Raw genomic sequence first — 23,598 nt, forward strand, 5'->3', positions numbered from 1 at the left:
CCGTATCGCTGCCCGCTCCTTAGGGTGGCGGCGGATCGGGCGGATCGGGCTGGCCGGGCTCGATGGCGATGCCGTCGCCACCGATGCGCACATCGGCGTCGCCGATCCGCCCGCCGATGGTCACCCCGCTCTCGGGGTCGATCCGCACCTCGGGGTCGCCGATGATGCTGCCCAGATCGTCGAAAATCTCGGGCAGTGCCGGTTCGGGCTCGGGCGGCGGCGCGGCGCGGGGGGCCGCACCCGGGATCGCCCGGCTCATGAAATCGCGCCAGATCTGCGCCGGGGTGCCGCCGCCGGTCGCGCCGCGAATCGGGGAGTTATCGTCCTTGCCGATCCACACCCCGACCACCAGATCGCCCGCGAAGCCGACGAACAGCGCATCGCGCCCGTCCTGTGTCGTCCCGGTCTTGCCATAGGCGGGGATGCCCAGCCGCGCCGCGCGGCCGGTGCCTTCGTTGACCGCGGCGGACAGCAGCTCGAGCATGTCCTCGCGGACCCGGCTCGGAAAGGCGCTGCGCCCGTCGAACAGCCGGTCGACGAAATCGGCTTCCGGCTCGCGCAGCGCGTGCGGTTCGACCGGGCCGTAGTTGCCGGCAATCGCGGCATAGGCGGCGGTCAGCTCGAGCAGGGTCATGCCGTGGCTGCCCAGCGCGACGCTGGCATTTTCGGGCAGGTCGACGCTGATGCCCAGATCGCGGGCTGCATCCTGCACCCGTGCCGATCCCAGTTGCTGGTACAGGCGCACCGCGACGACGTTGCTCGACCGGGCAAAGGCCTCGCGCAGCGTGATCTGCCCGCGATAGCGTCCGCCATAATTGGCCGGCCGATAGTCGCCTTCGGTGATCGCGCTGTCGTCGACCATGTCGTCGGGCCGCATGCCGCTGCGCAGCGCGGCCAGATACACCACCAGCTTGAAGGTCGATCCCGGCTGCCGCCGCGCCTGCGTCGCGCGGTTGAAGGGGGAGGCGCGGTAATCGCGCCCGCCGATCATCGCCACCACCTCGCCATTGGGGCGCATTGCCACCAGCGCCACCTGGCTGCCGCGCGGCCCCGCGCCGGCGGTGACACGCCGGGCGATATCCTGCAACCGCGCGTCGAGCGTGGTCACCACCTCATTCTCGCCATAGCCGGGGCGGATCGTGGCGCGCGCCTGCGGCATCGCCCAGTCGGCAAAATAGGTGCCGGTCGGCAGCGACGGCCGCGCGCGCGTGTCGAGGCTGGCCGGGCGGATGCGCTCGGCCTCGGCGCGGGTCAGATAGCCGGCATCGACCATGGCCGCGATCACCACCTGCTGCCGCTCGCGCGCGGCGCGCAGGTTGCGGGTCGGCGCCAGCCGCGACGGCGCCTTGACCAGCCCGGCCAGCATCGTCGCCTGGGACAGGGTCAGCCGCTCGGGCTGGCGATAGAAATAATGCAGCGATGCGGCGCGCAAGCCATACACATTGTCGCCGAAATAGGCGTTGGAGAGATAGCGGGAGAGGATCTCGTCCTTGGTCAGCCACGCTTCCATCCACCAGGCGATCAGCAGTTCGCGGCCCTTGCGGCTCAGCGTCTGGTCGGCGTTCAGAAAGGTGATCTTGGCGAGCTGCTGGGTGATGGTGCTGCCGCCCTGCCGCGAATCGCTGGTGGCGTTCGTCCAGGCAGCGCGGGCGATGCCGATGGGGTCGACCCCCCAGTGCGAATAGAAACGCCGGTCCTCGGTCGCCAGAAACGCCTCGATGACGTGCGGCGGCAGCTTGCTGACCTCGACCGGCTCGTCGACGATCGCGCCATTGCGCGCAATCGGCCGCCCGTCGGAGGACACCAAAGTCAGTTGCGGCGGCGCTATCGGCTCCAGCGATTTGGAGAGCGGCGCGGTCCACGCCAGCCATACGACGGCGAGGACGAACAGCGCGGCAAACGCCTGCATGCCGCGTTTGGCCCACTTCCAGCGCCGCCGCCATTTCGACGGCGGCAGCGCGGGCAGGTTGGTGCCCGGCGCCATGCCACCGGTCTGCGGCGGGGGCGGCGGGGCAGCCCCGCCACCGCTCTGCAGCATCGCCGGGCTCGTTGCAGCCATCGATGGGCTGCTGGGTGGCGGGGACGAATCGACAATCCCGCGCAGCTCGGCTTCCAGCTCGGCCAGCGTCTTGCGCCGCCGCGGCGCCCCACTGCTGCCGGGGCCATCGCCTGTGCCGCCGCCGGTACCGCCGCCCGTGCCGCCATAGCCGTCGGGCAGATCGAAGGGGGAGTTGCTGCTCATCGAACGACTGTATTATCCCAATAGGACGGCTACTGCCAAGCGCATATTGCCGCGTCCATTATCCCGCTCCTGTCGCGCGAAGTCGAGACACCATCTGGCCAGCATGACGAGGGCTCGACTCCGCTCGACATGGGCGGGGTAGAAAGGCAGAGATGAACCATGCCCCAACCACTTTCCCCGATCCTCGATGCCGCCCAGTTGAATGCCTTTCTGCGCAGCGCCTTTCCGGACCGGCGCACGGACAATCTCGCCACTGTCCTCTCGGTCTCCCCCGGCGCCGCGCAACTGCGGCTGACTCCTACCGCGGAGCATCTCCGCCCCGGCGGCATCGTCTCCGGCCCGACGCTGATGGCGCTCTCCGACACCGCCGCCTATGCCGTCATCCTCGCGCACATCGGGGAAGTGGCGATGGCGGTCACCTCCTCGCTCACCTACCAGTTCCTGCGCGCCTGCCAGCCGGTGCCGATCACTGCGGATGCCACGCTGATCAAGCTGGGGCGAAGGCTGGCGGTCACAGACATCCGCCTGTGGACCGACGATGCCGCCCGGCCGGTCGGGCAGGCGACGGTGACCTACGCGATTCCGTGAGATCCCGCTGACTGCCCAATATATGTCATTCCCGCGAAAGCGGGAATCCAGGGGTGGCTAGGGCCATGCTATATCGCTCTGGATTCCCGCTTTCGCGGGAATGACAATGGTGGTTGATCAGAGGTTCAGCGGCCCATGCTCCAGCCGCGGCAGCACGTGCCGCGCGAACAGGTCGCATTCGGTGGCGTGCGGATAGCCGGACAGGATGAACGCCTCCATCCCCACCGCCTGGTAAGCGCGCAGCTTGGCCAGCACCTGGTCGGGATCGCCGACGATCGCCGCGCCGCAGCCCGAGCGCGCCCGGCCGATGCCGGTCCACAGATGCTCCTCGACGAACCCGTCGCCATCCGCCGCACTGCGCAATTCCGCCTGCCGCTGCACGCCGAAATTCTGCGCATCGAGGCTTTTGTTGCGGATGGCATCGCCGGTCGCGGCATCGAGTTTCGACAGCAGCCGGTCGGCATAGGCGCGCGCCTCATCCTCGGTCTCGCGGACGATGACATGCGCGCGATAGCCGAACTTCAATGTCCGCCCCTTGGCCGCTGCCCGCGCCTTCATGTCGGTGACCACCTCGACCACCTTGTCCATCGTGTCGGGCCACATCAGATAGACGTCGGCCGCCTCCGCCGCCACCTCGCGCGCGACGGGGGAGAGGCCGCCAAAATAGAAGGGCGGGCATTTGCCCGACAGCGTCGTCATCCGTGGCGGGTCGAGCTCGAGATTGTAGAAATCGCCCTTGAAGCTGACATGCTCGCCGTCGAGCATCGTCTTCAATATCTTCATCGCCTCGACCGTGCGCTGGTAGCGCGGGCCGCCCTCCATCGTCTCGCCCGGAATATCGGAAGAGATGATGTTGACGTTGAGCCGCCCGCCGGTGCCCGCCGCATCGGGGCCGAGGATGCGGTCCAGCGTCGCGATGCGCCGCGCCAGTTGCGGCGGCCAATCCTCGCCGATCCGCACCGCCATCAGCAGCTTGATCCGCTGCACCATCGTCGCGATCGCGGCAGCGAAGACAGTGGTATCCACCCCCAGCGCATAGCCCGACGGCAGCAGGATATTATCGAACCCGCCCTTTTCGGCCGCCAGCACGATGTTGCGGCAATGCTCCCATGATGATTGCAGCATCGGGTCGGGCACGCCGAGGAACTCATAGTCGTCGTCGCACAGTGCCGAGAACCAGCTGACTTCGCATTGTTGGGTCATGACGCACTCCGCCTCGAACAAAAAATTTGAGCGTCCGCTCTCACGGCAACGGCACCCCGCGCGCCGCCACCAGCACCGCATACCAGTCGGTCCGCGTCCAGCTCAGCTTGAACGCGTCCGTCGCCTCCGCCACCCGGCCCGCATTCTGCGTGCCGACGATGGGGATGATCCCCGCCGGATGCGCCATCAGCCAGCTATAGGCCGCCGCCGTGCGGCTGACCCCGGCCGGCTTGGCGACGGCATCGAGCGCGGCCGCCACCGCCTGCTCGCGGCCCGAAACCGGGTCGGCGATCCGCCCGCCGCCCAGCGGAGACCAGGCCAGCGGGGTCATCCCCAGCATCATCGCCTGGTCGAGCTCGCCATTCTCGAAGCAGTCGATGCGCAACGGGGAGATTTCGGGCTGGGTGGCGACGATCGGCACATCGCCCAGATAATGGGCCAGTGCGGCAATCTGCGCTGGCGTCATGTTGGACACGCCGATGCTGCCGATCTTGCCTGCCGCATGCGCATCGGCCAGCGTCCGCGCCAGCTCCTCGGGGTGGGTCAATATGTCCGGCCGGTGCACCTGATACAGCTCGACCCGCTCGACGCCCAGCCGCGTCAGCGAGGCATCGAGCGCCCCGCGCAGATAGGCGGCGCTCTGGTCATAAGGCAGCGGCGGCATGATGCCGCCCTTGGTCGCCAGCACGATGCGCGCGCGGATGCTGCGGTCCGCAGCCATCACCTGCCCCAGCAGCGCCTCGGCATCGCCGAAGCCGGTCTTGCCGTTGAAGCCATAGATGTCGGCGGTGTCGAAGAAGGTGATGCCGGCATCGAGCACCGCATGTACCAGCGCTGCCGCCTCGGCCGCATCGCCGGCAAAGCGCCACATGCCCCAGGCCAGGCTGGTCACCTCGATCCCGCTCTTGCCGAGCATGCGGGTGGCGGGGGGTGCGGGTAGCTGGCTCATCGAATTTCCTTGGACTTGCGGGAGGGGGATTGTTTGGGTGCGGGCGGGCCCACCGTCGCCCGTTCGACCAGCGCATGGGCCAGGCGGCGGTGGATGATGCCGTCGCCGCCCGCCAGCAGCAGCTCGGCGGCGGCATAGGCCAGTTCGAACACGGGCTGGCGGATGGTGGTCAGCGGCGGCCAGACGGTGCGCGCCAGCGTGGTATCGTCGAACCCGGCGACCGAAAGCTGGCCGGGCACATCGATGCCCAGGTCGTGCGCCACCGCCAGCACGCCGGCAGCCATGTCGTCATTGGCGGCAAAGATGGCGGTGGGCGGCGTGTCCATCGCCAGGAAATGCCGGGCCGCCGCCACCCCGCTGTCGAAATCGAACAGGCCATGCGTCACCAGCCGCTCGTCGAGCGCGATACCCGCGCGACCCAGCGCCCGCCGATAGCCGAACAGCCGCTCGTCTGAGGCCATGTGGCTGGGGTGGCCCTTGATGAAGCCGATGCGGCGGTGCCCGGCGTTGAGCAGGTGCGTGGTCATGTCGTCCGCAGCCTGCACATCGTCCATGAACACGCTCGACGTCAGCGCATGGTTGGTGCCGGGGGAAATGCGCACGAACGGCACATTCATCGCCTCCAGCGCGCGCAGCACCGCATCGCAATCGGTGACGGGGGAGGACAGGATGACGCCCTCGACATGCGTCTCGGTGATCAGCCCCATGATCTGTTCGCCGACGGCGGGATCGTCGACATCGACCGGCTGGGCGAGCAGCCGCACCCCTTCGTCATGGCAGCGACCCCAGCAGCCGGACTGGATCTGGTGCATGTAATAGGGGCTGTGGTTGTCATAGATCAGCGCGATCTGGTTGGACTTGGTGCCGGCCAGGATGCGCGCGGCGATATTGGGCTTGAAACCCAGCTCGCGCATCGCCGCCTCCACCTTCTCGCGCGTCGCCGCCTTGACATAGGGGTGGGCGTTGAGGACGCGGCTGACCGTCTTCACCGCCACGCCGGCGCGGGCAGCGACATCGCGGATGTTGGCGCGCTCGTGCGGGGTCTTGGCGCTCATAGCGAATCCCTCACCGACGGCAGGCTGGCGAACAGGTCGGCAAAGTCGCTCGCGGGACGATAGAAGACCGGCGGCGATCCGATCGGCGCGTCGATCTCGTGCCAGCCGGCGGCGAAATCGGCCCCCGACCAGACATGCCGCCACACCGTCGCCGCATCCCCCGGCAGATACACCCGTCGCGCCACCGCTCCCTCCTCGATCACCGGAGCCACCATCAGCTCGGCACCATAGAGATACTGGTCCTGGATAGTGAAGGTCTCGCGGTCGTCCGGATAGTGCAGGAACAGCGCGCGCTGCGCCGGCAGCCCGGTCGCGCTCGCCTCCGCGCACAGCCGCCGCACCCACGGCGCCAGCGCGGCATGAACGCGGCTCCACCGCGCAAAGCCGCGCAGCAGCTCAGGCGTCGAATCGATCTGCAGATTGTCGTCCGGCCGGTTGCCCTCATGCGTGCGCATCACCGGCGTGAACGCGCCCAGCTCGTACCAGCGGTACAGCAGCTCCTCGGTGCGCACATTGCCATGCAGGCTGGTGTAGCCGCCGACATCGGAGTGGCTGTAGGCATTGCCGACGAGCCCCGCCGAAAGCGCGGCGGTGATGACCGTGCCGATGCCGTCATGGCGGGAGAAGTCGACCGACTGGTCGCCGGCCCAGAGCAGGGGGCAATATTGCTGGACGCCGGTGAAGCCTGCCCGCATGAAGAACAGCGCGTCGCCCGTCCGCCCGCGGGACGCAACGGCATCGGCATTGACCTTGGCCCAATGCACAGGCCAGCGGTTATGCTCCTCCATCGGATCGCCGCGATGCAGCCGCAAATCGACCGGCAGATATTCTCCGAAATCGGCCATCCAGCCATCCAGCCCGAAATCGAGCATCTGCTTGCCGATAATCTCTTCGGAGAACCAGGCAGCGGCCGCCTCATTGGTGAAATCGACCACGCCCGCATCGAACTCGCCGAAATCGACGGCATAAGGCGTGTCGCTGTCCAGCCGCTTCGCCAGATAGCCCAGCCGCGCCGCCTCGGCATATTGCGGCCCGTCCACCGCCAGATAGGGGTTCACATAGCCCAGAAAGCGGATGCCCCGGGCTTTCAGCTCTGCGATCTTTGCGGGCAAATCGGGATAGCGCGCCGCATTCCACTGCCAGTCCCAGAACAAGCGCCGTCCGAAGCTCGTCTGTCGAACCCCGACCCAATCCTCGCACCACAGGCCAGATACCGCCGCACCTGCCGCGATGATCTTCTCCAGCCGCTCGAAGCTGTTTGCGCCATCCTTCAGGCCGACAATTGCCCCGCCGATCGACCAGTCGGGGAGACTGCTTCGCGAACCGGTATTGTCCGCCAGTTGCTGGACAATACCGGCCATGGTTGACCCGCCGAAAAGAGCGAAATCGGAATAACTGGTCCAGAGACGCGTTGTCGCCGTGCCCGCCACGGTCAGGTCAACTTCACTGTAGCAGCTGTTCTCGACCATCACGGCATGGCCGCGTGAAAACAGCATTGTCGGCTGCGGATAGTTGGTTGTCCAATAATCGCCGCCGGCAAAGGAGCCGTCGGCGCTCATCAGATCGGTCAATCGCGTGCCGGGTTCGCGGCCGACCCCCGGTTCGCTCGTCCATATAGGAAAATGGCGGTTGTTGAGGGTCAGTTGGCTCATCTGTTCGCCACCACCCCACACAATTTCGTCCGGTGCGACCAGCCAGTCGACGCAGATCCGGTCAAAGGAAGGGTCTCTGCTGTTGGCGTTCAACAGCGGCATGTCGAGCGTGAAGAACAAGTCGAGCAGAGGCGGCCCATCGGGCGAGTCCGACAGAAAAATGAAGCCATCTTCCAGATTCTCGCCAATCGTGCCGGCCCACATCGGTCCGGGTCGCTTGCCCCTGATCCGGTCCAGCCACCCTACATGCGTCATCGCTGGGGCAGGCAAAACGAGATGCCGCAACACCCGTTCATCGCTCGGCGCATCCTCCATGCGGAAATTGCCCCGCACCATCGTCACCGTCGGATTGCCCTTGGCGATGCGGAACGCGGGCGCGTCGACACGGTGGCGCAGGATCACGCGGTCGCCCAGCAGCAGGTCGAAACCGCCGCCGCCGTCTTCCGGACCAATCTCCACGAACCGCGCCGTCACTTGGCCGCCATCTCCCTCTGTCCTGCGCTGTTGCAGGAAAGTCGCACTGTCTGCGCGGCCTCTCGCGGGCCGTATGACACCGCTTGACATATTGACCGGCGCGTTTCAACCCTCACCCTCAAGACCCCACGCGCACGAACGCGAGGGTCACCGATTGTCTTGGCGCCCGGCCCCGTTGCCCGCGCCGCAGGGGAGGTTCGAACATGATCCGCAGTGCCATTTTCCGTCGCGCCGTCATCGCCGCCAGCGTCTCGACGCTCGCGCTGACCACGCCAGCCCTCGCGCAGGACGCCGACACCGCGGCCGAGGAAGACTCGGGCGACATCATCGTCACCGCCAACCGCGTCGAGCAGAATCTGCAGGATGTGCCGATCGCGGTCAGCGCCGTCTCGGGCGACCGTCTGCTCGACACCGGCACCACCAGCCTCGAGAATATCGGCGACCTCGTCCCGTCGGTCACCTTCCGCAAGGGCACGACCAGCGCCAACAGCGCCATCTTCCTGCGCGGCGTCGGCACCATCACCTTCTCGATCGCGGCTGAGCCCAGCGTCTCGACCGTGGTCGACGGCATCGTCCTCAGCCGCTCGGGCCAGTCGTTCATCGATCTGGTCGACATCGAGCGGATCGAGGTGCTGCGCGGTCCGCAGGGCACGCTGTTCGGCAAGAACGCCTCGGCCGGCCTCGTCAACATCATCAGCCGCGGCGGATCGGACGAGTTCGAATTCGATGCCAATGCCGAACTGTACGAAGGCGACGAATATCGCCTGCGCGCATCGGTCGCTGGCCCGCTCAGCGAAAATCTGTCGGGGCGCATCACCGGCTTTTTCGGCACCTATGACGGCAATATCCGCAACATCAATCCGGCGGTGAACGGCGACGTCAACGGTTACGAGCATTATGGCGTGCGCGGCATTCTCGATTACGACAACGGCCCGTCGCGCATCCGCTTCATCGCCGACTATTTTACCGGCGAAGACGATTGCTGCGCCGAAGTCACCGGCGTTTCGCGCGGCGCCAGCCTCGATGCTTTGCTTGCCATTCCCGGCGGCAATGCGCGCGGCGAGAACCAGCGTATCATCAATCACAATCTGGTCACCCAGACCGAGGATCAGCAGTGGAGCCTGACTCTGTCGGGCGATTTCGACATTACCGATACCCACACGCTCAGCCTGATCGCCGGCTACCGCAACTGGCAGAACACCGAAATCCGCGAAGGCGACTTCCTGCCGCGCGCGGTCATCGGCGGCGAACAATTGCATGACCGCGGCTATGTCGAAACCGACCAGTACAGCTTCGAAGCGCGCATCGCCTCGGACCAGACCCAGCCCTTCTCCTATCAGGCAGGCGCCTTCATCTGGTATTCGCACAATATCCAGGACTTCACCCGCCGCAACATCCGCTGCACCCTTTCGTCGCTGCCGGCGCTCCCGGGTGGCGCGGTGCCCTGCAACACCAATGTGTTCGATGCGGCCAACAATACCACCTTCCCCACCGCGACCAGCGCCAGCGACGTCGATTCGACCAACTATGCGCTGTTCACCCAGGCCACCTATCGCTTCAGCGATCAGTTCAGCATCACCGGCGGCATCCGCTGGACCAAGGACGAGCTGAGCTACACCCACACCCGCGCTCCGGGTGTCGATGCGCGCACCGGCCTGCCGGCGACCGGCGCCGGCGTTTCGGGCAATCCCGCGGGCGGCACCATCGCTTCGGGTGGCAATGGCACCAACACCTCGGCGGGGGACAGCAACAATAGCAATGTCTCGGGCCGCGTCAGCGTCCAGTTCGAGCCGAACGACGATGTGCTGCTCTACGCCAGCTACACCCGTGGCTACAAAGGCCCGGCGTTCAACGTCTTCTTCAACCACACCGCACCGACCAACGCGGTGCCGATCGACGAGGAAACCAGCGACAGCTTCGAGCTCGGCCTGCGCAGCCAGTTCGCGGATATCGTGACGTTCAACGCCACCGCCTTCCAGGCGACCTATGACGGGTTCCAGGCCAACAACTTCGTGCTGCTCAACGGCGCGGTGGTCACCAACCTGACCAACGCCGGCACCGTGCGCACCACCGGCTTCGAGGTGGATACCACCATCGAGCCGATGGACGGCCTCACCTTCCGCGGCAGCCTGGCCTATGCCGATGCCAAGGTGCGCCGCTTCAACCCCAACCCGCTGACCAACGCGCCCGACGCGCGCAACGGCACCCGTCTGCCGCTCGCGCCGGAATGGAGCTACAACCTCAGCGCCGATTATGAGACCGCGGTCGGCAACGACTTCCGCCTGTATCTCGGCACGCAATATGCCTGGACCGACGACCAGTTCTCGGATCTCGGCAATTCCGGCCCGATCGACAGTTACGGCATCTGGAACGCGCAGGTCGGCATCTCCGACGCCGATGACAATTACCGGCTGACCTTCATGGTCCGCAACATCGGCGACACCAGCTACGTGCTGCTCAACACCAGCGCCGGCCAGCGCCTCCACATCCCGCGCGATGCGGACCGCTATTTCGGCGTCGGCCTGCGCGTCAAGCTGCGCTGATCCCGGACACAGGCGGTGTCGGCACACCCCCCTCGGCAACGAGGGGGGTGTTGCTTTTTCAGCCCCATGCCCGCCGCAGCCGGCCGAGGCCGATGGCCAGCAGCATGGTCAGCCCGACCAGCGGGAACAGCATGCCCATACCCGCCAGCAGGAACGTCACGCCGCGCGGCAGCCGCGCCTCGCCGCTGGCCTGAGGCACGCCTAGCCGGCCCGCCGGTCGCCGCCGCCACCACAGGCTGAGTCCGGCGACGATGCTGCCGATCAGCGCCAAACATACCGCCAGATTGGCGAGCTGGTTGGCCAGCCCATATTGGCGGCCCATGTGGGTCATGGTCCCCCATTCGATCGCCTTGCCGAACGGACTATACTCTGCCCAGCCGATATCGGCCTGCACCCGGCCATCGCCGGTCGCATAGATGGTCCGCTGCCCCTCGGCCTGGTCGGGGATGTAATTGATCGTGAACAGGCCGCCCGGCGTGTCGGGATAGATGATGCGTACCCCCTCGCCGAAGCGCGCCCGCTCGAGCCGCACCAGCAGCGGCTCCACCGCGGCAATCCCGGAAGGCGCATGCGCATGTGCCGCGCCATGCCCCGCCATCGCCGGTTGCGGGCTGTTCTGCACCACCCATGGGCGGGTATCGACCATGTCCGGCTGGTGCTGCGCATGCCCTTCATGCGCTGCAGCAGATGCGGCGGGCAGATGCGACGAAAAATTGGGCGTGGGCGCGATGAACGGCACATGCTCGCCCAGCCGCGCGAACTGGCTGCCCCAGAACACCGACCAGGGCAACCCGGTCAGGATCAGCAGCGCGATGAACACCATGTTGAGGGCAGACGGGATGGCATGCAGGTCGCGCAGCAACCGCCGCCCGCCCGCCGACCAGCGCGGTACCACCACCCCGCGCGCCTTCCATCGCCTGGGCCACCACAGCATCAGTCCGGTGGCCAGCATCACCAAAGTCCAGCAGGCGACCAGCTCGACGACATAGCTGCCGGCATCCCCCGCCAGCAGCGTGCCATGGATGCGGCGGACGATGTCCATCGGCTGTGTCGCCGGATCGACCGCGCCGGTCACGGTGCCGCGATAGGGGTCGAGATAGACGTCGCGCCGCACGCCGCATGCCGTCCGAACCGACCAGATCGCCGCTTCGTCGGCGCGGTGGGGCAGGCGCACCCGCTGCACCTCTGCCCCCGGCCAGGCGGCGAGCACCGCCGCCTGCTGCGCGGCGAGCGGCAGCGGTGTCGCTCCCGGTGCGACGGTCCGGATGTCGCGGTTCCACCATCCCTCGATTTCCCGGTCGAACAGATACAGCGATCCGCTGACCGCCATCAGGATCAGAACCGGCGCAACAAATAGCCCGGCGATGAAATGCCAGCGCCAGATCGCCCGATAGGCCGGCGTCGCCATCCGCTGATTGTCCGGCCTGTCCGGAGCGGTCCCGCCTTCCATCAGAATCGCACCCCTACCCTTGCGCTCACCGTCCGGGGATCGCCGGGGTAGACCGCATTGCTGTTGCTCGCGGTGAAATAGCGGCGGTCGAACAGATTGTTGGCGGTCACATCGATGCGCACCCGCCCGAACACCGCGCCGATGCCGAGGTCTGCCAGAAAGACGTCGGGTAGCAGTGTCGGGCTGGCGTTGGCGATGGCACGCGATCCGCGATAGACGCCGCCGCCGCGCAGCTCCACGGGCGTGCCCGGGATGGCATAGCTGACGCGCAGGCTGCCCGAATGGCGCGCGACATCGACGATGCGGCCACCCGCCTCGCCCGGTGTCGGGCTGCGGGTGATGCTGTCGTCCAGATAGGCATAGCCGCCGGTCAGGCTGAGGCCAGGCACCGGCTGCACCGTCCCTTCCAGTTCGATGCCCCGCACCCGGAAGGCCCCGAAATTGCGCGAGAAGCCGGGATTGTCGGGATCGTCTCCGGCAACATCGCGGCGTCTGATCTCGAACCCGGCCAGGCTCAGCGACGCGGTGTCAGAGCGGTAGCGCAAGCCGATTTCATATTGCTCGGACGTCTCGGGCGACAGCCGGTCGCCGTCGACGGTCGGCGCGCCACCGAAGCTGTTTTCGACATCGTAGCCGCTATTGTAACCGCCAAACAGGCTGAAGCCGCCATCGAGCCGGTAGGTCGCGCCGATCTGGATGCTGGTCTGAGTGACATTCTCGACATCCGGTGTGCCGAAGCTTGTCGGATCGCTGCTGAAGAAACCGTCATTCTCCAGCCAGGCATGCCGCACGCCGGCGACGATCCCCAACCGCTCGCCGATCGCAATCTGGTCCTGCAGATAGAGCGCGTGGCTGTCGAGCCGCTGGCGGAAGTTGAAGGCGAATGTCAGCGCCGGGCGCTGCGCTGCGTCCAGATACACCGGACTGCGGGGGTCGATCGACGGCACCGCGACGAAGTTCGACTGGATGAAGATGCTGCGCTCGCGGTCATATTCGTAACCGATCAGCAGCTTGTGGCTGAGCGGCCCGGTGGTAACGCTGCCTGAAAGATCGAGCTGGCCGATCGTGTAGCTGTCGTCTTCGCTGCCGATCCGGCCATTGCGGCGGACCAGCGCGGGATTGGCGGGGTCGATGCCCAGCACGCGGAGCTGGGTGAACGGGGTATTGAGCTCGGAATATTGCGCGCGCGGCGTCAGCGTCCAGCCACCGCCCAGATCGATGCTCACCCAGGCCTGTAACAGTGGCGAATTGGCCTTGAGTGGATTGAAAGCGGGCTCGCCCAGATAGCGATCGCGGCGGATCGGCCCGCCCGGTGCGGCGACGATCGTGCCGACCACCGGCAGGCCGGGATTGCTCAGCGTTCGCCGTTCGACATATTCGCCGACGAAATGCGCGTCGATGCCCGGCGCCGGCTGCCAGTGCAGGGTCAGCGCAATATTGTCGCGGTCGATGTCCTGGAAATCGACGAAGGTGCCCGACCGTTCGATCTCGCCGGTCAGCCGGATGCCCAGCGTATCGCTGATCGGCCCGCCGATGTCGATGGTCCCGGCCAACTGGTCGTAGCTGCCGACCGTCAGCGCCGCCGATGCCGCGAAACGGTCGGTTGGCTGGCGGGTGATGATGCTGACGATGCCGCCGACCGCCGACTGGCCATAGAGCACCGCTGACGGCCCCTTGAGCAGTTCGATCCGCTCGATGTTCGACAGGGCCGATGCATCGACATCCTCATAATAGCGCTGGCGAATGCCGTTGCGCATCTGGTCGACCAGGAAGCCGCGCACCGTCAGGCTGAAGCTCTGGTAGCGGGACACGCGGCTGTTGCCGATGTTGGCCGATGGCGCCGCGCGCAGCAGGTCCCCGACGCTGCTGGCGCCGCGTTCGACGATATCCTCATCGGTGATGATCTGCACCGATTGGGGCACCCGCTCGAGCGGGATTCCGGACTTCTCGCCGAAATCGGCATCGATCTTGTCGCCGGTGACGATGATGTCGGGTCCGCGCTCGGGATCGTCCTCGGCAAAGGCGGGGGAGGCGGCAAGGCATAGCGCTGCGGCGAGCGCGAAACGGGAAACGGACATGGAAATTCACCTGATCTGGTCGCTGGCGCACGGCGGTGGTGCGGGCGATGCCTGGTCATGCGCACGGCCCGACGCCGGCCGATCAAGTCGGCCGCTGCCGCGCTGTGCTGCTGCGCAATGGATCAGATGGTGGCGGGCGGTCCGCGTAACGGCGGGCTGAGGAAGCGCGGGCTGCGCAGCAGCGGCAGGCACGCCGCGGCAAAGCCCAGCGCCAGGATGAAGGCCAGCGCGTCGGCGATCAGCGCCGCGTCGGCACCGCTGTCGACAGCCTTGTCGAGCGCGCTGCCATGGCAGACCTGCTTGTCGCCGACGACATCGGCCTTGCCCTCGCGTTCGACCGGGATGGACACCATCCGCTGCTCGCCCATGCCCGAGCACAGCACCACATCGATGCTGAGGTCGTGGCTGACGATCATGAACCCGGCGGGCACCAGCGCCTTCATCGCCAGCGCGAGCGCGAACAGCAGCATCGCCAGAGTGCGGTAGCGAATAATAAGGGCGCGGATCGGGTTCACGGCGGCCGCATACTGCATCGATCCGCGTTTGTCAGCGCCGGTTGAGCCCGTCTGCGCGGCCAATTGTCAAGCGCGAGACATACAGCCATTGCCTCACCGCCCCCACCCGTGCACAACATGCAACGATGCATCACCTGACCCCTCGTCTGCGCTGGGCGCTGTTCGCCATTCTCTGTCTGGCTGGCGTGTTCAACGCGATGGATCGGCCGATCATCGCCATCCTCAAACCCAACATGATGGCCGATTTCGGCTGGACCGAGAAGAACTTCGGCGATCTGGCGGCGGTGACCCAGTTCTCCGCAGCCATCGCCTTCCTGTTCACCGGCTGGATTGTCGACCGCATCGGCGTCAACCGCTCGATGCACTTGGGCGCGAGCGCGTGGAGCGCGGCGGCCATTGCCCATGGCTGGGCGACGACGATGTGGCAGGTGGTGGCCGCGCGCGTCGGCCTCGGCGTGACCGAAGCGATGCAAACCCCGCTGACCATCAAGACCGTCGCCACCCTGTTCGAACCCGACCGGCGCAGCCTCGCCTTCGGCATCGCCACCTTCATCGCCAGCGCCGGCACCATCGGCATCCCCTTCGCCATACCGTTTCTCGCGGAGGCGTTCGGCTGGCGCGGCGCGCTGGTCGCCGGGGGCATCGGCGGGCTGGTGTCGCTGCTGCTGTGGATCATCCTCGCGCGCGGGGTGAGTTTCGCGGTGTCGTCGCAAGAGGATGCACCGGCCTCTGCCGTGTCCGGCGATCCCTCGACCGATCCGGCAATCGACCATGGCGCTTACGGCCCGATCCTCACCAACCGCCGCACCTGGGCGATCGTCATCGCCAAGGCGCTGTCGGACATGACCTGGTGGTTCATCAACTTCTGGCTCGCCGATTATTATCGCAAGCAGTTCGGCCTCTCGACGCTCGACCTCGCGGTGCCGCTGGGCATCGCTTTTGCCGGCTCGGGCCTCGGCGCGCTGCTCGCCGGCTGGGCCTCGACCCGGCTGCTGGGCTGGGGCTGGTCGGTCAACCGGGTGCGCAAGACCGTCATGCTCGTTTCGGCGCTGATTGTCGTGCCGTTGCCGCTGGTCGTCAGCCTCGACAGTTTCTGGCCGGTGGCGGTGATGATGGGCGTGGTTATGGCCGGCCACCAGGGCTTCTCGCTGTCGATCTTCTCGACGATCACCGATGTCGTGCCCAATGCCAAGGTCGCGCGCGTCACCGCCTTCGGCGCGTTCATGGGCAATATGGGCGGGGTGCTGATCGCGCTGGTCGCTGGCCGCGTGCTCGACGCGGGCTTCGGTTTCGCGCCGCTGTTCATTTTCGCCAGCGCCTCCTACCTCCTCGCGCTCGCCTGGCTCCACCTCCTCCTCCCCGTCATCCGCCGCGACGAGGGCGCGCTCGTCTCGGCGCATGACTGACCCGTTCAGCCTGTATGACACCGCTGGACATGCCCTTCCCCAACCGCAATATGCGTGATGATGGATAAGTTCGAGACCTATGCCGGAGACCTCTACGGCGAACTGACGATCGCCGATGAGGGCCAGAAAGCCCCCCGCGCGCCCGTCTTTCCCGGCCTTGCCGTCTGCGGCATCGCCAGCATCGCCGCCGCCTGGCTGTCCGAACATTATGGCATGCCGATCATCCTGATGGGCCTGCTCATCGGCCTCGCCCTCAATTTCGTCGCCGCCGACCCGCGCACCCATCGCGGCCTCGATTATGCCAGCCGCACCTTCCTGCGCATCGGCATCGTCATCCTCGGCACGCAGGTGACTATCGCCCAGATCGGTGCGCTCGGTCTCGTCCCCTTCGCGGCGCTGCTGGTGGTGATGGCGCTGGCGTTCGGCGGCGGCCTGCTCGGCGCGCGCCTCGCCGGCCAGCCATCGGCGAACGGCGTGCTGTCGGGTGGCGCCACCGCCATCTGCGGCGCCTCCGCCGCGCTCGCGCTGTACAGCGTCATCGGCAAGGAACGCCTGAGCCAGGCGCAGTTCGCGCTCACCCTCGTCGGCATCAGCCTCGCCTCCGCGCTGGCAATGACCGTCTATCCCATCCTCGCCGACTATCTGTCGCTGACCGACCGGCAGGCCGGCTTCCTGATCGGCGCGTCGATCCACGATGTCGCCCAGGCGATCGGTGGCGGCTATGCCTATTCGGACGCGGCGGGTGCCTATGCCACCATCGTCAAGCTCGCCCGCGTCGCCCTGCTCGCGCCGATCGTGGCGCTGGTCAGCCTGTTCTACATGCGCCGCGGCACCGGCGGCGAGCGGCTGCCGATCTGGCGGCGGCTGGCGATGCCATGGTTCATCACCGCCTTCCTCGCTACCGTGCTGCTCAACAGCCTGATCGACGTGCCGGACATCGTCACCACCACCAGCCTGACCGCCTCCAAGGCGCTGCTGCTGCTCGCGGTCACCGCGACGGCAATGCGCAGCCGCATGGATCTCATCCTGCAGATGGGCTGGCGGGCGCTGATGCCGGTGTTGGGCGCCACGCTTGCCAGCCTGGTCTCGGCAATTGGCTTCGCGCTGTTCCTGCTCGACTGACGCCGGTGGTCAGGGCCAGTCCGGGCCCTCGCCGAGCGCGCCGGCCAGATCGGCCAGCGCCTGCGCCTCGCCGATCACCTTGATCGCACGCATGCCCAGCATGGCTGCGGGTTTGCAGTTGATGCCCAGATCGTCGAGATAGATGCACTGCGCCGGCGCGAGGTCCAGCGCCTCGCACATCATCATGTAGATACGCGGGTCGGGCTTGCGCACACCGGCCTTGCTCGATTCGATGACATGTTCGAAGCGCGCGAAAATCTGTTCCAGTTCTTCGCGCCCGTCGCTGCTGCGTGCCATGCCGGCGCCGTGGCCGGACGGTACGTTGTTGGTGATGCAGCCGAGCCGGTAGCCCGCCGCCTTCAGCCGGTCGAGCGCACGCACCATGCGCGGCCGCACCGCGCCTGCCAGCACCGCCAGCACGGCGCTGCCTTCCAGCGGGTGGCCCAGCGCCTCTGCCTCCGCGGCGAACAGCGCGTCGAAGCGGGCCGCATCGATCTCGGCGCGTTCGAACAGCGCCCAGGCATTGCCGTCCGGGTTGATGGCATTGACCTGTCGCACGAAATCCCGTGGCAGCCCGCGCTCCGCCTCCAGCCGGTTGAACGCCTCGAACGGAGAGGAAGTGATGACGCCGCCGAAATCCCAGATGACGGCCCTGAAACGATCATGCATGCGCGCGCTCAATATCGCAGCTTGAGCCCGGGCCGCGCCCAGTCGATGGCCGCCAGACGCCCGCTGCCCGACAGGGTGACATAGGCGGTCCTGCGGTCTTCCCCGCCCCAGCAGATGTTGGTGGTGAAGATGTCATCTGTCTCGACGAATTCGACCAGCTCGCCCGTCGGAGAAATGACGCTGATGCCGCATTCGCCGATGGTGGCGACGCAGATGTTGCCGCACTCCTCGACGCCGAGCGAATCGAAGAATTTGTAGCCCGCCGGACGATAGAGCGGGATGCCCGGTCCGCCCGGCCCGGCCGCATCGTCGACCTTGCCCGGGGCGACGATGTTGAACTTGGTCAGGCGGCAGGTGTAGGTCTCGGCCGCGTAGAGGCTCTTGCCGTCGGGGGAGAGGCCGATGCCGTTGGGGTTGTAGCTGGGGAAGATGACCTCTTCCAGAAAGCTGCCATCGGCCTTCGCATAGAAGATGCCGACGATGTCGTGGCAGCGCGCCTGGTAATCGACCTTGCCATGGTCGGTGAACCAGAAGCCGCCATGGTCGTCGAAAACGATGTCGTTCGGCCCGCGCAAGCTGCAGCCGAAGTCGCCTGACTTGTAGAGGACCTCCACCTCGCCGGTGGCGATGTCGATCCGCTCGATCCGCCCGCCGCTGTAATCCTTGGCAATGCCGTGCGGCGCCAGATAGCCGTTGGCCTCGACATATTCGAACCCGCCGTTGTTGCAGCAATAGAGCTTGCCGTCGGGCCCGATGGCGAGGCCGTTGGGCCCGCCGCCGGTCACGGCCACCACGCTCTTGCTGCCGTCGGGTGCGACACGGGTGATCTGGCCGCGCTCGATTTCGGTCAGGATCACGCTGCCGTCGGGCATGGCCACCGGTCCTTCGGGGAACCGCAGTCCATCGGTGATGATGCGTATCTCGGCCATGTCTCTCTTCCTTCCCGCTGGCACCGCGCTCGAACCCGCGCTGCCTTTTTTCTTCTGTCGAGGGAGCCTAAGTGAAGGACAGTGCTTCGACAAGCTCGGGGCAATCGCATCAAGGAGCCTTGCGTCATGACCGCCTACGCCGCCGATCTCGCCCTGTTCATCGACGGTGCCTGGCAATCGGGGGAGGGGCGCGATGCGCTGCCCGTGCTCAACCCCGCGACCGCGCAGGCGATGGCCGAGCTGCCCAAGGCGAGCGCCGCCGATCTCGAGGCCGCGCTCGCCGCGGCAGAACGCGCCTTCCCGCTGTGGCGCGGCACCGATGTCGACACCCGCGCTACCGTCCTGCGCAAGACCGCGCAGCTGCTGCGCGACCGCGTCGAGCATATCGCCACGCTGATGACGATGGAGCAGGGCAAGCCGCTCGCCGAATCGCGCAGCGAAGTGCTGGGCAGCGCGCAGATGTTCGACTGGTGCGCGGAGGATGCCCGCCGCATGTATGGCCGCACGCTGGTTCGCCCCTCGGGCCAGCGCTCGATGGTGCTGCAACAGCCGGTCGGCCCGGTCGCCATCTTCACGCCATGGAATTTCCCGCTGTACCTGATGGCCAAGAAAATGGCGGCGGCGCTGGCGGTCGGCTGCTCGGTGATCGCCAAGCCTGCGGAGGAAACGCCCGGCTGCACCAGCGAGCTGATGCGCGCGCTGGCCGATGCCGGTCTGCCGTCTGGCGTGGCGCAACTGGTGTTCGGCGATCCGGCGATGATCTCTTCGACGCTGATCGCCTCTCCGGTCATCCGCAAGATCAGCTTCACCGGATCGACCGCGGTCGGCAAGCAACTGATGCGGCTGTGCGCGGACAATGTGACGCAATCGACCATGGAGCTGGGCGGCCACGCGCCGGTGCTGGTGTTCGCCGACTGCGACCTCGACAAGACGCTCGACATGGTCGTGCCGCAGAAGTTCCGCAACGCGGGCCAGGTGTGCGTGTCGCCCACCCGCTTCTTTGTCGAAGCGTCGATTCATGACGCTTTCGTGCGGGGTTTTGCCGAGCGGACGGCCAGCGTCACCATCGGCAACGGCATGGACGCGGGTACCAAAATGGGCCCGCTCGCCAATCCGCGCCGCCCCGATGCCGTCGGTGCGCTGATCGACGATGCCGTCGCCAAGGGCGCGACCGTCGCGGCCGGTGGCACGCGGGAGAATGGCCCCGGCAATTTCTTCCGCCCGACGCTGCTTGCTGCCGTGCCGGCGGAAGCGGATATCATGCAGGTCGAACCCTTCGGCCCGGTTGCCGTCACCCGCGCGTTCGACAGCTATGACGAGGCGATCGCCGCCGCCAACGCCACCCCCTTCGGCCTCGCCGCCTTCGCCTTCACCTCGGACGTGCGCCGCGCCAACCTGCTTGGCGATGCGCTGGAGGCGGGGATGGTCGGCATCAACACCTTCGCCATCTCGGGCGCCGATGCACCGTTCGGCGGGGTCAAGCAGTCCGGCTATGGCAGCGAAGGCGGGCGCGAGGGCCTGGAAAGCTATTGCGTGACCAAGGGCGTGCATGTGGCGTGAGCATATTCGACCGCATTTCAGAAACCGTCGGCCGTCTGCTGCGTCGGTCGCCAGTGGATGCGGCCATGCCGGTGTTTCGCTATCATCCCGATCCCCTCTCGACCAAGGCGATCCTCGCCACCGATCTATTGTGCGCCTGCTGTGGCTACGCCCGCGGCTATCGCGTCGCTAGCCACTATGGCAGGACGCGGTTCGACTGCATCTGCCCCTGGTGCGTCGCCGATGGCCGGGCAGCGCGACGGCTCGGCGCCTCGTTCGTGCAGGATAGCGACACGGCGCTGCCGCCAGCGGTATGGGACGAACTCAGCCGTCGCACACCCGGCTACATAAGCTGGCAGGGCGAACTGTGGCTGACCCATTGCGGAGACGCCTGCGCCTTTTTGGGCGATCTCCCCGCCGAAGAGGCGGCATGCCTGCCAGAGCCGGTCGAGGCGCTGTTTCTCGAAGAGAATGACTGGCTCGCCGATTGGAGCGCGCTGAAGGCGGCCTATGCCGAAGGCAAGAGCGACGTCGCGCTCTACAAATTCGCCTGCCTGCATTGCAACACGGTCCGGCTCGGCATCGACTTTACATGACCCTGAAAGTGCGCCTCTGGAATCTGGCTGGCCTCGCCTCGCTCGCGCTCGGCACCATCGGCATCGCCGTCCCGCTCCTGCCTACGGTGCCGCTCTACATCCTCGCCGCCTTCTGTTTCGCGCGTGGCAATCCGGCGTGGGAGGCGCGGCTGCTCGCGCATCCGCGCTATGGTCCGCACCTGATTGCCTGGCGCGAGCGGGGGGCGGTCAGCCGGCATGGCAAGATTGCCGCAACCGCCACCTTCGCGGTGAGCATCCTGCTCGGCGCATGGCTGCTGGCCTGGCCGTGGCTGCTGCTGCCGCCAGCGGTGGCCGTGGTCACGCTCGGCTGGCTGTGGACCCGGCCCGAGTAGCGCGGCCTTTCCGATCACCGTCGCCACGGACCAGATCCGGGGTCTTCATCGGCGTGCCGCCGGGTTGTCAGTGGCCCCGGGTCGATCCCGGGGCGGCGGTCAAAGGCGCATCGATCCGAACGCCGCACGCACCTCATCGACGAACAGTGCCGGCTGCTCGAACGCCGCGAAATGTCCGCCCCTGGCCGCCTCGTTCCAGTAGACGATATTGGTGTAGCGCTGTTCGGCCCAGCGGCGGGAGGCCTTGAATATCTCGTTGGGGAAGATGCTGCACCCCGCCGGTAGCGTCACCTGTCCGCCGCTGAAATTCCGGAAGCTGTGCCAGTAGAGCCGCGCCGAAGATGCCGCGCTCGCCGTCAGCCAGTAGAGCATCACCGTGTCGAGCATATGGTCGCGCGACACGGCCTGCTCGGGGTGCCCGCCCACCGAATGCCCGCCGGGCGCATGGCCGCAATCGGTCCAGCCGTGAAACTTCTCGACGATCCACGCCATCTGCCCGACCGGCGAATCGGTCAGCCCATAGCCCAGCGTCTGTGGCCGGGTGGCCTGCTGGGTCGAATAGCCATTGTCCTTGGTCTGATACCATTGCATCCGCGCCAGCGATGCCTGTTCGGCCGGGGTTGCGTCGGCCAGCATCTCCGGCGTCGGCATCGCCACCACCATGTTGACGTGGATGCCGGCGCAATGGCCGAGATTCTGCGCACCGATCGCAGTGGTGACCGCGCTGCCCCAGTCGCCCCCTTGCGCGAAATAGCGGTCATAACCCAGCGCCAGCATCAGCGCGTCCCAGGCGGCCGCGATCTTGTCCACGTCCCAGCCTGCGCTGGCCGGCTTGCCCGAAAATCCGTAACCGGGCAGCGCCGGGATGACGAGGTGATAGTCGCGGGCCAGCGGCGCGATGCAGTCGAGAAACTCGAGCACCGATCCCGGCCAGCCGTGCGTCAGCAGCAGCGGACGCGCTTCCGGATTGGCGGACCGCACATGGATGACGTGGATATCCACCCCGTCGATACCGACCAGATAGTTGGGCAGCGCATTCAGGCGCGCCTCGCAGCGTCGCCAGTCATAGCCATCGGCCCAATAGGTGGCGAGTTCCCTCGCATAGGCCAGCGGCACCCCCTGGTCCCAGTCATCGACCGTCTCCTTTTCCGGCCAGCGGGTAAGGGCGAGACGCGCCCTTAGGTCGTCGATCTGCGCCTCGGGGATGTCGATGGTGAAGGGGCGAGGCTGGCCGACGATCATGCGTTTTCCTCCCGACACCCGTCCTTGGTTCGCGGGCGCGCCTATCTGGTAGGCACCGGCTCCGCGCCCGTCCAGTCGTAGAAGCCCCGCCCGGCCTTCTTGCCGACCCAGCCCGCCTCGACATAGCTGACCAGCAGCGGGGCAGGGCGGAACTTGGGATCGCCGGTGCCAGTGTGCAGCACGCGGATGATCTCGAGACAGGTGTCGAGACCGATGAAGTCGGCGAGCGTCAGCGGGCCCATCGGATGGTTGAGGCCGAGGCGGCAGGCGGTGTCGATGTCCCGCATCGTCGCCACGCCCTCGCCGAGCGCGAAAATCGCCTCGTTGATCATCGGCATCAGCACGCGGTTGACGATGAAGCCGGGGCGGTCCTCTGCATGAACGATCTGCTTGTCGAGGCTGCGGCCATAGGCTTCGACCGCGCCGAGCGTTGCGTCGCTGGTGGCGAGCCCGCGGATCAGCTCGATCAGCCCCATCACCGGCACGGGATTGAAGAAATGCACGCCGATGAAGCGGCTCGCGTCGGGCGCCGCCTGGGCCAGCCGGGTGATCGGGATCGAGCTGGTGTTGCTGGCGAGAATGGCCGCGGACGAAAGATGCGCGCCGACACTGGCAAAGATCGCGCGCTTGACCTCCTCCCGCTCGGTCGCCGCCTCGATGACCAGATCGCAGGGAGCGAAGGCGCCATGGTCCGCCACCGGCTCGATCCGGGACAGCGCGGCATCGGCGTCGGCTGCGGCCAGCTTGCCTTTCTCGACCGCCTTGGCGAGCTGGCGCGCAATGCCGGCCTTGCCCTTTTCGGCTTGGGCCAGAGAAATGTCGGACAATAAGGTGCGATAGCCGGCTTGCGCGGAGACCTGCGCGATGCCGGCGCCCATCTGCCCCGCTCCAATAACCCCGACTGTCTGCATGTCCTGCCCCTGCTTTTCGCAACGCCGCTACCCTGGCTGTCGCCGGAGCCCTGTCGGCTATCGCGCCACCATCGTGGCTGGC

19 protein-coding genes are annotated in these 23,598 nt (G+C 66.9%); 7 read left to right on the forward strand and 12 right to left on the reverse strand.

The features are described from left to right. Window positions 1–19 precede the first annotated feature (19 nt). Window positions 20–2,038 carry a transglycosylase domain-containing protein gene (locus AC0QC4_RS11295; protein WP_483660289.1) on the reverse strand — a complete coding sequence of 673 codons (2,019 nt, stop codon included), beginning with the start codon at window positions 2,036–2,038 and terminating at the stop codon, window positions 20–22. Window positions 2,039–2,401: 363 nt separating this feature from the next. Between AC0QC4_RS11295 and AC0QC4_RS11300 the strand changes: the two genes are divergently transcribed. Beyond that, on the forward strand, window positions 2,402–2,830 hold the full coding sequence (locus AC0QC4_RS11300; RefSeq protein ID WP_483660004.1) for a PaaI family thioesterase: 429 nt from the start codon (window positions 2,402–2,404) through the stop codon (window positions 2,828–2,830). Between the two features lie 117 nt (window positions 2,831–2,947). Here the strand turns inward: AC0QC4_RS11300 and AC0QC4_RS11305 are convergent, their stop codons facing one another. The 4 genes from AC0QC4_RS11305 to AC0QC4_RS11320 are packed head-to-tail and all read right to left on the reverse strand — an operon-like array spanning window position 2,948 to window position 8,163. Continuing rightward, window positions 2,948–4,033 carry an LLM class flavin-dependent oxidoreductase gene (locus tag AC0QC4_RS11305; protein WP_483660005.1) on the reverse strand — a complete coding sequence of 362 codons (1,086 nt, stop codon included), beginning with the start codon at window positions 4,031–4,033 and terminating at the stop codon, window positions 2,948–2,950. Window positions 4,034–4,073: 40 nt separating this feature from the next. After that, window positions 4,074–4,982, reverse strand: coding sequence for an aldo/keto reductase (locus AC0QC4_RS11310; protein WP_483660006.1), 909 nt, complete (start codon window positions 4,980–4,982; stop codon window positions 4,074–4,076). After that, a complete protein-coding gene (locus AC0QC4_RS11315) occupies window positions 4,979–6,037 on the reverse strand; it encodes a LacI family DNA-binding transcriptional regulator (RefSeq protein ID WP_483660007.1) in 1,059 nt (352 codons plus the stop codon). Before AC0QC4_RS11315 ends, AC0QC4_RS11310 begins: the two co-directional genes overlap by 4 nt. Continuing rightward, window positions 6,034–8,163, reverse strand: coding sequence for an alpha-glucosidase (locus tag AC0QC4_RS11320; protein WP_483660008.1), 2,130 nt, complete (start codon window positions 8,161–8,163; stop codon window positions 6,034–6,036). The genes AC0QC4_RS11315 and AC0QC4_RS11320 overlap by 4 nt, the downstream gene beginning before the upstream one ends. A 203-nt stretch (window positions 8,164–8,366) precedes the next feature. Here AC0QC4_RS11320 and AC0QC4_RS11325 point away from each other — a divergent pair, with 203 nt between their 5' ends. Then, a complete protein-coding gene (locus AC0QC4_RS11325; protein WP_483660009.1) occupies window positions 8,367–10,706 on the forward strand; it encodes a TonB-dependent receptor in 2,340 nt (779 codons plus the stop codon). A gap of 58 nt (window positions 10,707–10,764) precedes the next feature. Here AC0QC4_RS11325 and AC0QC4_RS11330 read toward each other — a convergent pair whose 3' ends face one another. From AC0QC4_RS11330 to AC0QC4_RS11340, 3 genes are all read right to left on the reverse strand, one after another. Then, window positions 10,765–12,156, reverse strand: a complete 1,392-nt coding sequence (locus AC0QC4_RS11330) for a PepSY-associated TM helix domain-containing protein (RefSeq protein ID WP_483660010.1) — start codon at window positions 12,154–12,156, stop codon at window positions 10,765–10,767. Beyond that, the gene (locus AC0QC4_RS11335; protein WP_483660011.1) at window positions 12,156–14,234 is read right to left on the reverse strand and encodes a TonB-dependent receptor; all 2,079 of its coding nucleotides are present in this window, start codon (window positions 14,232–14,234) and stop codon (window positions 12,156–12,158) included. The genes AC0QC4_RS11330 and AC0QC4_RS11335 overlap by 1 nt, the downstream gene beginning before the upstream one ends. 122 nt (window positions 14,235–14,356) lie before the next feature. After that, window positions 14,357–14,767, reverse strand: coding sequence for a hypothetical protein (locus AC0QC4_RS11340; protein WP_483660012.1), 411 nt, complete (start codon window positions 14,765–14,767; stop codon window positions 14,357–14,359). A 107-nt stretch (window positions 14,768–14,874) separates the two neighbouring features. Between AC0QC4_RS11340 and AC0QC4_RS11345 the strand changes: the two genes are divergently transcribed. Continuing rightward, window positions 14,875–16,155: an MFS transporter gene (locus AC0QC4_RS11345; protein ID WP_483660013.1), complete on the forward strand. Its 1,281-nt coding sequence runs from the start codon at window positions 14,875–14,877 to the stop codon at window positions 16,153–16,155. 60 nt (window positions 16,156–16,215) lie between these two features. After that, window positions 16,216–17,277, forward strand: a complete 1,062-nt coding sequence (locus tag AC0QC4_RS11350) for a YeiH family protein (RefSeq protein ID WP_483660014.1) — start codon at window positions 16,216–16,218, stop codon at window positions 17,275–17,277. Between the two features lie 9 nt (window positions 17,278–17,286). Here AC0QC4_RS11350 and AC0QC4_RS11355 read toward each other — a convergent pair whose 3' ends face one another. Both AC0QC4_RS11355 and AC0QC4_RS11360 read right to left on the reverse strand, forming a co-directional pair. Then, window positions 17,287–17,946 carry an HAD-IA family hydrolase gene (locus AC0QC4_RS11355; protein ID WP_483660015.1) on the reverse strand — a complete coding sequence of 220 codons (660 nt, stop codon included), beginning with the start codon at window positions 17,944–17,946 and terminating at the stop codon, window positions 17,287–17,289. Window positions 17,947–17,954: 8 nt separating this feature from the next. After that, window positions 17,955–18,875, reverse strand: coding sequence for an SMP-30/gluconolactonase/LRE family protein (locus AC0QC4_RS11360; RefSeq protein WP_483660016.1), 921 nt, complete (start codon window positions 18,873–18,875; stop codon window positions 17,955–17,957). Between the two features lie 126 nt (window positions 18,876–19,001). On the opposite strand from AC0QC4_RS11360, the gene AC0QC4_RS11365 reads away from it, so the two are divergent. From AC0QC4_RS11365 to AC0QC4_RS11375, 3 genes are read left to right on the forward strand one after another with little or no spacing between them, the layout of a single operon-like run. Continuing rightward, window positions 19,002–20,435, forward strand: coding sequence for an NAD-dependent succinate-semialdehyde dehydrogenase (locus tag AC0QC4_RS11365; RefSeq protein ID WP_483660017.1), 1,434 nt, complete (start codon window positions 19,002–19,004; stop codon window positions 20,433–20,435). After that, the gene (locus tag AC0QC4_RS11370) at window positions 20,432–21,010 is read left to right on the forward strand and encodes a CbrC family protein (protein WP_483660018.1); all 579 of its coding nucleotides are present in this window, start codon (window positions 20,432–20,434) and stop codon (window positions 21,008–21,010) included. Before AC0QC4_RS11365 ends, AC0QC4_RS11370 begins: the two co-directional genes overlap by 4 nt. Continuing rightward, window positions 21,007–21,363 carry a YbaN family protein gene (locus AC0QC4_RS11375; protein WP_483660019.1) on the forward strand — a complete coding sequence of 119 codons (357 nt, stop codon included), beginning with the start codon at window positions 21,007–21,009 and terminating at the stop codon, window positions 21,361–21,363. Before AC0QC4_RS11370 ends, AC0QC4_RS11375 begins: the two co-directional genes overlap by 4 nt. A 99-nt stretch (window positions 21,364–21,462) precedes the next feature. Here the strand turns inward: AC0QC4_RS11375 and AC0QC4_RS11380 are convergent, their stop codons facing one another. Both AC0QC4_RS11380 and AC0QC4_RS11385 read right to left on the reverse strand, forming a co-directional pair. Continuing rightward, window positions 21,463–22,605 (reverse strand): epoxide hydrolase family protein, encoded by a 1,143-nt coding sequence (locus AC0QC4_RS11380; RefSeq protein WP_483660020.1) that lies wholly within the window; start codon window positions 22,603–22,605, stop codon window positions 21,463–21,465. A 41-nt stretch (window positions 22,606–22,646) separates the two neighbouring features. Further along, window positions 22,647–23,516, reverse strand: coding sequence for a 3-hydroxyacyl-CoA dehydrogenase NAD-binding domain-containing protein (locus AC0QC4_RS11385; protein WP_483660021.1), 870 nt, complete (start codon window positions 23,514–23,516; stop codon window positions 22,647–22,649). Window positions 23,517–23,598: the final 82 nt, after the last annotated feature.

This window comes from Sphingomonas sp. jy18, from assembly GCF_056931895.1.